Origin of the sequence: Bacillus sp. JJ722, from assembly GCF_036963345.1 — a bacterium.
Lineage (GTDB): Bacteria > Bacillota > Bacilli > Bacillales > DSM-1321 > Bacillus_AD.
The window spans coordinates 1-8,832 of sequence record NZ_JBALMO010000278.1 but is presented as its reverse complement, the minus strand read 5'-3'; the positions used below and the strand labels follow the sequence as shown (position 1 = coordinate 8,832).

The window sequence follows — 8,832 nt, the reverse complement described above, 5'->3', positions numbered from 1 at the left end:
GTGTAGGAAATGATGGTGCTGGTTTTTCATCATTAGCAAGTGAGATGCCACCTGATCCAGGTGTAGGAAGTAACAGTGCAGATTTTTCATCTTTAGCAAGTGAGATGCCGTCTGAACCAGCAGGAATGCATAGTGATGCTTCTCCTATGGTCGGCGAAATGTCAAATGTACCTGAAGGTGCTAACCATAACGCTACATCTTTCGTTGCTGCTATGCCTTCTGAAGGTTCTAAGAATGTTGTATCTACCCCTGTAGAAAATGCTCAAACGTCCACTCCTAATGCACATAGGGAGGTTCGTCAAACTACAAATAGTAGTTCTAGCCCAGGAAATGCGAATACACAAAAGAGAGAAAATAGAACGGCATCCCAGGTTGTAAAAGATAAGGTTATGCAGTCACCAACTATTCAGAGAACAAAACGTTCTTATCAAATTGGTCAAAATACAACTCGATCATGGAAGAACAATCGAAATATAAACAATCAAAATATAAACAATAAGAAAAAGTAAGCAAGATACTAGAAAATAAGCATGGTTTTTTCATGCTTATTTTCTTTTTGAAAGGAGCATATGAGATGGCGACATATCGGATTCCAAAAGAGATTTCATCAGAGCTGAAGATCAATAAAGTTTTATATTTATTTGATTTGATTTTTATTCTAGGGGTATTAGCGATTACGCTAGTGTTTAAGAATTTTATTCATCCACTATTGTTCATTCCCTATTATATTTTTATGGCATTTTTTGCACTCGTTATGATTTGGAGACCGTTTACGAATCCTCAAAAGAGAATGTACCAGGTCTTGTATATAACGGTTATGAGAAGTCGTGATACATATTGTGCCATTGACACAGAACAAGAGTAGGAGGATAACGTTTTATGGCGATTTTTGATGAACAAGAAATGATAAAAAAAGCTGGTGGAGATAAGCAAAAGCGTTTTACGGTAGATTTAAAAAAACAATTACACTCCGGAAAGCTAAAAGCTGAACCCTTAATGCCAAAAGATATAGAAGTACCCGTTTCTTTAAAAAAAGAAAAACGAAAAATGAAGAAAAAACGAAATAAAAAACCAAAAGTAAAGCGTTCCATTGCGGAGATTTTACCAATTAGTGATATTACGGACTCTGGTATGTTTAAGCTACAAAATGATGAAGGCTATTTGGATATTTGGCAATTTGTTTCGAAAAATGTATATGCCATGAATGAACAAGAAACGAGATTTAGTATTTATAATTTAGCTCATATGTTTCAGGGTTATAGTCATGCCATTAAAGTTGTTGCGTTGAATTTTCCCGTTTCAACTTTTCGACAACAAGCATTTATCCAAAAGAAAATCCAAGCTTGTACAAATGACTTATATAGAACGTTGCTAGAACAGAAATTACGAGAGTTAGAGTACCTGGAGTTTAAACGTACTAATCGAGAATACCTGATTTTTATTTTTGGCCAAACAGAATTCATTGTGAAAGAACGTACAGAATCTATTCAACGATATTTACATCAATCAAGCCCGATCTTTTCATTGTCGGAAGATAAAAAGGTAGATATTTTGTATAAATTGAACAACCAAAATTCTAAATTAGGAACGAGATATTAAAGGGCGAGGTGATACTAAAAATGGTGGCTTTATTTCCTTTTAGTAGAAAGAAAGAGAATGCAGAAAAAGAACAAAAAAATAAACAAAGCTATAATCCCTATTTATTAGCTTCTATACAGCCACAAGGTGGCGTTAAATTTGAAGAAAGTTATATTCGTAAAGGGGATGGTTATGAAACGTGTATACACATTTATGACACGAATCGAAATGTAGATGATTTTTGGCTTGAGAACATCATGAATATACCAAATGTGATTACAACCTTAGATATTATAAGTGACGATAAAAACGAAGTAGTAGAAGCGATTAATAAATCGATGTCGGAACAAAGTGTTCGACATGATACGGCAAAGGAAAATATAGATCGTATAGATGCTGTTCAACAGTTTAGGGAATTAGAGCATTTATATGATGAAATCACGCATGGAGAAGTCATGAAACGTGTTCATCTTCGAATTTATGTATCTGGTAAAACCATTCATGAATTAGAAAAACAAGCTAAAGTAGTGATGGAACATCTATCAGCTTTAAATTTCAAAGGTGCTATATTTTTGAATGAACAAGAATATGAATGGCAGTCTCTTTTTACAAGTTTCGATACACAGAGCAAGTATATAAATAGTCGAAAAGGTAAAGAAATTCCGGCTATTGCTTTAGCTGGTGGGTATCCTTTTCACTTTACACAGTTAAGTGATCCTTACGGTACTTTCTATGGAACAACTGAAACCAATGGAAGTGTTATTTTTGATTTGTTTCATAAAGATAAACAACGAAAAAGTTATAATGCCGTACTTATTGGGATGATGGGTGCAGGGAAATCTACTTTGTTAAAGAAAGCAACGGTGGATAATGCTATTAAAGGGCATAAGATACGTGGTTTTGATATTGTAGGAGAGTTTAAAGATACCGTTAAAGAATTAAATGGGAAACAAATTGCTTTAGATGGTTCAGAAGGGCTTATTAATCCGTTGCAAGTGTATAAAACGGCAGATAGAGAAGACATATCGTTTACGCAACATCTTTCAAAATTAACGATCTTTTATCGCTTTATTGCGCCTGAAGCACAAGATGATGAACTAAAAGAGTATGAAAATTTACTTCGTAAGCTATATATTAAATTAGGATTATGGAATGATCAAAAAGGTGCAGAAAATCAGATTACAGGTTTACCAGTAGACAAATATCCGATTTTTGAAGACTTTTTGAAGTTTATTCGTGAAGAACTATATGAGGACTTTGAACAAAGAAAACATCATGAAAATTTAGGTGAAAATAGAAAGCATCGCTTAGAATTAATCGAATTAAATATTGTGAATTTAGTTGAGACCTATGCTGATTTATTCAATGGTATATCGACCATTGAGGATTTTAATGACGAGCAAGTGGTCTTTTTTTCGTTACGTCATTTATCATCTTTTAAACCCGAAATCTTTCAAGCTCAAATTTTTAATGTCATGAATTTGTTGTGGGATGGTATGCTTCAAAATGGTTCTTCGCAACTTCATGATTTTAATAAAGGTATACTCGATTTTGAAGATGCCATTCGTTACTTGATTATCATCGATGAAGCTCATCATATTATCAATACGAATAAAGGAAGCGAACACGCATTACGATTCTTAACGAAGTTTAGTCGTGAAGCACGTAAATATTTTGCTGGTTTATTTTATGCCAGTCATAGTATTCGAGATTTTGTTCCGGAGAATTCCGATCAAGCATTAGTAGAAGAAATTAAAAAATTGTTCGAACTAACACAATACAAATTTATTATGCAGCAAGACAATAATAGTCGAAAAATGCTCGAAAGAGTATTTACTGATCAGCTAACAGAAAGTGAATTGGCACGTATTCCATACCTGGCAACCGGAAATGTATTGCTGTGTATTAGCTCCGTTCAAAATATTTTATTTAACGTAGAAGTAACAGAGGAAGAATTAGCGTTGTTTGGTGGGGGTGCTTAATATGAGCACTCTTGTTAACCTCATACCTGGTAAATGGAAAGTAGGGCTGGCTCTTGGAGCTATAGCCCTATTAGGGTTTCTTGCAATAGGTGTAGCGAATCTCATTGTTATTGGTTCTAATGAAGGTAGTAGTGGTGATGGGGAATTTATAGCTGGTGATGTTGTCAATGTTTCTGCTGATGTATTAAGGCATCAACCTCTTGTCGAAAAGTACGCTGCTAAGTATGGAGTAAGTGAATATGTAAATATTATTCTAGCATTAATGATGCAAGAATCAGGCGGACAAGGAAACGATCCAATGCAAAGTTCGGAAAGTTTTTGCGGTAGTGTTGGATGTATTACGGATGTTGAAACATCCATAGATAAAGGTGTTCTTCATTTTAGTAATGTAATGGCCAAAGCGAATTATGATGTGAAACTAGCGTTACAGTCGTATAACTATGGCGGTGGTTTTATTGATTATGTGATGGAACGTGGAGGTAAATATACAAAAGAATTAGCTATTTCTTTTTCACAAATGATGTATAAAAAATTACAACATACCGGTATATATAGTTGTGTTCGTCCTGAAGCTGTTCCCTACCAGGCTTGTTATGGCGACTTTTTGTATGTTGATGCTGTATTGAAATATGTGAATACGTCAACTGTAGTCGGTGCTGATGGAAATACAGGTGTGAAGGTTGTTGATGTAGGTTACAGGTGGATTGGTAACTCAACCTATGTGTTTGGTGGAGGAAGAAATGCTGCTGACATTGCTGCTGGTCGATTTGATTGTTCGAGCTTTGTTCATTGGGCTTTTAAAGAAGTAGGAGTTGATCTCGGCCCATTAACGAGTACAAGCACAGAGACATTAAAGCACTTAGGAAAATCCGTTTCACCTAACAATATGAAACCAGGTGATTTGGTCTTCTTTGATACGTATAAGAAAGATGGCCACGTAGGAATTTATGTTGGAGATGGGAAATTTATCGGTGCTCAATCAAGTACTGGTGTTGCCGTTGCTGATATGTCTAGTGGGTATTGGGCGGAAACATTTAATGGTCGTGTGAAACGAATTGGTGGCTGATAAAAGGAGAATGGAAATGAAAGATTTTAAAAACAAACGAATGATTTTATTTGTAACGCTTACGATTATTGTCGTAGGCGTTACTGTTTTTAATCTATATGCTAACAGTCAAATTAATCAACATGAAGACAAAAAAGCGTTGCAATTTCAAAATGATTTATTGAAAGAAGAAAATGAAAAATTAAATGAGCGTTTGGAAAAAGTCGTTCCTTCAGCACAAGAACAACTTAGAAAAGAAAAGATTTCAGCAGCAGAAAAATTCATAGAGGTTGCCTTTACAAGAGATTCAAAAGGATATAAAGAGAGAAGAAAAAACGCTGAAAGTATAATGAATGAGACTGTATTTTCATATTTTTATCCTTCTGAAATATATGATTTAGGGGCATATAAATCTTGGCCAACTAACATTCAATTGTTTTTACAAAATGATTCACCAGAACAAAAACAAACGAAAGTAATAGCTGATTTTACAACAATATCTTCTTCTGAAAATCAAGAAGAAGATAAAACACGTAATGTGATTCAGCTTACTTTGGATCAAGAAGATGGTCGCTGGATAGTGGTTGAACTTCAAGAAATGATATTAGAAACACTTTAGGAAGGATGTAAAAAAAGATGAAATGGAAAATGAAAGAGAAAGAAGGTATCAACCTTAGAACGAAAAAATCACGAATATATGTCGTGATTTTATTTGTTTTAGTGATTGGTTTTGCATCTTTTTTATCATCGAAATTGTATCTCCCTGAACACTCAAGTTATTATCATACCGAGTTAAATACAGATATTAATATTACATCTGCAAGTACATTGATGATACATAGTTGGACATACAATCCTAAGAAGAATTTTATGGAAGTGGCATTCAAAATAGATGGAGAAGAAGCAGATGATTATACATTTGAAGGTGTAGAAAAAGCAAATCCACAAGTACCTTTACCTATTAAAAAGGTCTATCAAGATGAAAATCAATTTGTCCTACAAATTGAAAATGTATCTCCAGATTGGGGAGCGATAGCATTAGATATTTATAAAGTTCATTCGAATGTAAGTGATATAGATTTTAATGACGTTAATCAAGAAATTAACGTAAATGAAGAAAAAGAATTCATGAGTACTATTTATGCTGACCAGAGAAAAACAGAGCAATCGGGAACGCTGTCTATTAAAAGACAGTCTGAATATGCGGTTTATTTCGTGCAGAAAGAACAAGAAAAACTGAAAAAACAAATTCAAAAATATGATATGGCTATTGAAATAGAAAATAAGAATCAAACGAAATTAGCTAAAGAGATAATGGAGGTAGAGGAAGAACTAGAGTTTCAAACAGAAGGAGATAAAGCAGATTCGCAAGCGCAAATTTCCTCGAAAACAGATGCAATAAATCAAAGTAAAGAAACGATTAAAGGTTATCAGTCAGAGCAAGAAAATTTACGTGCAAAAATTGAAAAGTTAGATGTAAAAATCGATTCAATACAAAAGGAGTGGGGACATGAAGGGGACATGACCCCTAAAAAATAGGGACACGAAGGGGACATGGTACAAAAATAGAGGGACACGAAGGGGACATCTAAGTAATCTTCTTGCTATCACGTTTTTGTCAGGCTTTGCCTGACCTAGCACCTCCGGTGATAGCAAAAACCCCTTATGCTCTGCTCTCTATTTTTGTGCTCTCTCTACAAGAAAGCAAACAAACAGAAATAGGTGAGAATAATGGATTTGATAGTAAGAAACGTTGATCCAGTAGCAGTTAAAAAAATTGACGAACTAGCAAAGAAAAATAATCAATCAAGACAAGAATTTTTGAAAAATCAGTTAGAACTTCTCGCTTTTTATCGACAACAAACTGAAAGGGAAATGCACCTTCAAAATTTAATTGAAAAGAACATTTTTACCATGACAAATTGCTACAAAGAATTAGAAAAGATGAATGATTTAATGGCTGTGATTATGGATGAGTAACGAAAATGTGGTTCCTGGTGTAGTTCTGAAAACAAGATTTATTATCTCAACTAGAAGAGAATTTTCGAATTATATTGAGTATATAGATCGTGAAGAAGCGAAACAAAAGGGAGAACTACATTCTGAAATGTATGCCTTATATCAGGATTACATGGGCAATCCTGATAAAACTTCATCTTTGTTTACAGAGAATCAAGATCGTCTACAAGAAGAAGATAAAAAGAAACTGAAGGGAATATTTAAAGAAGCTCAACAGAATAAAAGTATCATGTGGCAAGATGTCATTTCATTTAATAACGCTTGGTTAGAAGAACATGGTTTGTATGATTCAAAGACTCATAGCGTGGATGAACGAAAATTAATGGATGCCACTAGATTAGCAATGAAAGAAATGACTAAAAAAGAAGGTCTAGAGAAAACAGCGATATGGAGTGCAGCCATTCATTATAATACGGATAACATTCATATTCATGTTGCTACAGTTGAAAAAACACCAACTAGGGAAAGAGGTAAAAGAAAACCTCGAACCCTAGATGCTATGAAATCTAAAGCAGTTAATCACTTAATGGATAGGAGTGAATTACAAAAACAAATAAATGATTTAATTCGAAAAAATATGGTTGATGAAAAGAAAAAAGATTCTACTTTTAAATGGCGTAATCGTGAATTTAAGCCACTATTTTTATCTATTTATAATCGTTTGCCGGAGGATAGAAGACAGTGGAAATATAGTTATAATACATTGCAGCCAGTTAGGGCAGACATTGATCAATTAACTAAACGTTATATTGAAAAGTATCATAAAGATGATTACGAGAAATTTCTTTCACATCTAGATAAAGAAGTACAATCTTTAAAGAAGGCTTATGGTGAAGGAGATAAAGAAAAAGGAAGGTATGAGGATTATAAGAAAAATAAAATAGAAGATTTATATAAACGAATGGGCAATGCTTTTTTAAAAGAAATGAGAGAGTACGATCAACAACAAAGAAAGTTACAGTATGGAAAAAAGTATTCAAACTCTAAGAAATACAATTCGTTTGTTCGTGGTACTTCCATGCAATACACACTAAAGAAAATGGAACGTGCATTAAAGTCAGAATATGAGAGTTGGAAGAACTTACGTTATTATGAACAGTTACAAAGAGAAATTGAATATGAGAGAAGATGATAATAATACGCCAAGAAGAATGAGGGTGAAGAAAGAAACTTTTCTTCATATAAATGAACCTGGTATTTACTTTGTTGAAAGGAGAACTGCTTAATGTCGAAAAAAAGAATGATAACTTATTTTTCATCCAAATCAAATAGTAGAAAATATAGTAAAGATAATTTTTTTAAATAGACTGTATTGTGAAAAAATAAGGTGTGCTTGTAAGAATTAAGAAACATCTTTACTGATTCTATTTTGAACTAACGATAGTATGGTATGATTTAGGTGATGAATGAATAAGGGGTGTAAGTGTGGAAAAGAACGTAGTAGTTAAAGAAATATTTTCTTGGATGAAAGCTATTTTGCTTGCAGTAGGTTTAGTATTTATATGTCGACAATTTTTGTTTACACCAATTACAGTTTCTGGTCCGTCAATGATGCCTACTTTTGAAGATCAAAATAAAGTCATCGTAAGTAAAATTAGTGAAATAGAACGATTTGATACAATTGTATTTAAAAGCGACTTATCAGAAAGCGAGTACATAATTAAGCGAGTAATAGGCTTACCAGGCGATACGATTGAAATGAAGAATGATATTCTTTATGTAAATGGAAAAGAATATAAAGAACCTTATTTACAAGAACATAAAAGTAACCTTAATCAAGGTGCGACATTGACTGAGGATTTTACATTAAGTGAGAAAACAGGTAAGTCTGTAGTGCCAGAAGGTTCCTATTTTGTATTAGGTGATAACCGACAGAAAAGCACTGATAGTAGAGCTTTTGGTTTTATTGAAGAAGACGCGGTTTTAGGTGAAGTTAAGCTTCGTTTCTTCCCGTTTGATGAAATAGGATTTGTAAAATAAGAATGTAGCTGGAAAAAGAATAAGTGAAATGCGAAACGATACATATTATTAGATATATAGAAAAAGAGGATGTTCAAAAGTTTACCTTTTGTAACATCCTCTTTTTTACAAAGATAAGAAAGTTTTTGCGCGGTGTCTAGCTCCAGCGCCCAGCTCCTAGTGGACTTCGCCATCCTCCCTACGATAAGTCAACTAAGAAATGCTGAAACGGCCCGTTCAGCCCCGACA

Annotated in this window: 9 protein-coding genes and 1 pseudogene; all 10 read left to right on the top strand. The window is 33.7% G+C overall.

The window, feature by feature from the left end; all coding sequences use genetic code 11:
- Nucleotides 1-509: pseudogene (locus tag V7014_RS23730) on the top strand (hypothetical protein); the annotation flags it as partial.
- 65 nt (nt 510-574) lie between these two features.
- On the top strand, nt 575-865 hold the full coding sequence (locus V7014_RS23725; RefSeq protein ID WP_335510985.1) for a DUF5592 family protein: 291 nt from the start codon (nt 575-577) through the stop codon (nt 863-865).
- Nucleotides 866-879: 14 nt separating this feature from the next.
- On the top strand, nt 880-1,599 hold the full coding sequence (locus tag V7014_RS23720; RefSeq protein WP_335510983.1) for a hypothetical protein: 720 nt from the start codon (nt 880-882) through the stop codon (nt 1,597-1,599).
- Nucleotides 1,600-1,619: 20 nt separating this feature from the next.
- Complete coding sequence (locus V7014_RS23715) at nt 1,620-3,560, top strand: VirB4 family type IV secretion system protein (RefSeq protein WP_335510981.1); 1,941 nt, start codon at nt 1,620-1,622, stop codon at nt 3,558-3,560.
- Nucleotide 3,561: 1 nt separating this feature from the next.
- Nucleotides 3,562-4,626 (top strand): bifunctional lytic transglycosylase/C40 family peptidase, encoded by a 1,065-nt coding sequence (locus V7014_RS23710; RefSeq protein ID WP_335510979.1) that lies wholly within the window; start codon nt 3,562-3,564, stop codon nt 4,624-4,626.
- Between the two features lie 16 nt (nt 4,627-4,642).
- On the top strand, nt 4,643-5,224 hold the full coding sequence (locus V7014_RS23705) for a MerR family transcriptional regulator (RefSeq protein ID WP_335510977.1): 582 nt from the start codon (nt 4,643-4,645) through the stop codon (nt 5,222-5,224).
- A 17-nt stretch (nt 5,225-5,241) separates the two neighbouring features.
- Nucleotides 5,242-6,144, top strand: coding sequence for a hypothetical protein (locus tag V7014_RS23700; RefSeq protein WP_335510976.1), 903 nt, complete (start codon nt 5,242-5,244; stop codon nt 6,142-6,144).
- A gap of 192 nt (nt 6,145-6,336) precedes the next feature.
- A complete protein-coding gene (locus V7014_RS23695; protein ID WP_335510974.1) occupies nt 6,337-6,585 on the top strand; it encodes a hypothetical protein in 249 nt (82 codons plus the stop codon).
- Entirely contained in the window at nt 6,578-7,756 is a 1,179-nt protein-coding gene (gene mobP2 / locus V7014_RS23690) for a MobP2 family relaxase (protein ID WP_335510972.1), read from the top strand. Before V7014_RS23695 ends, mobP2 begins: the two co-directional genes overlap by 8 nt.
- 293 nt (nt 7,757-8,049) lie before the next feature.
- Complete coding sequence (gene lepB / locus V7014_RS23685; protein ID WP_335510970.1) at nt 8,050-8,604, top strand: signal peptidase I; 555 nt, start codon at nt 8,050-8,052, stop codon at nt 8,602-8,604.
- Nucleotides 8,605-8,832 lie beyond the last annotated feature (228 nt).

Coding starts and splice junctions, on each gene's coding strand:
- V7014_RS23695 (WP_335510974.1), top strand. CDS start 6,337: ATGGATTTGATAGTAAGAAACGTTGATCCAGTAGCAGTTAAAAAAATT.
- V7014_RS23725 (WP_335510985.1), top strand. CDS start 575: ATGGCGACATATCGGATTCCAAAAGAGATTTCATCAGAGCTGAAGATC.
- mobP2 (WP_335510972.1), top strand. CDS start 6,578: ATGAGTAACGAAAATGTGGTTCCTGGTGTAGTTCTGAAAACAAGATTT.
- V7014_RS23710 (WP_335510979.1), top strand. CDS start 3,562: ATGAGCACTCTTGTTAACCTCATACCTGGTAAATGGAAAGTAGGGCTG.
- V7014_RS23700 (WP_335510976.1), top strand. CDS start 5,242: ATGAAATGGAAAATGAAAGAGAAAGAAGGTATCAACCTTAGAACGAAA.
- V7014_RS23705 (WP_335510977.1), top strand. CDS start 4,643: ATGAAAGATTTTAAAAACAAACGAATGATTTTATTTGTAACGCTTACG.
- V7014_RS23715 (WP_335510981.1), top strand. CDS start 1,620: ATGGTGGCTTTATTTCCTTTTAGTAGAAAGAAAGAGAATGCAGAAAAA.
- V7014_RS23720 (WP_335510983.1), top strand. CDS start 880: ATGGCGATTTTTGATGAACAAGAAATGATAAAAAAAGCTGGTGGAGAT.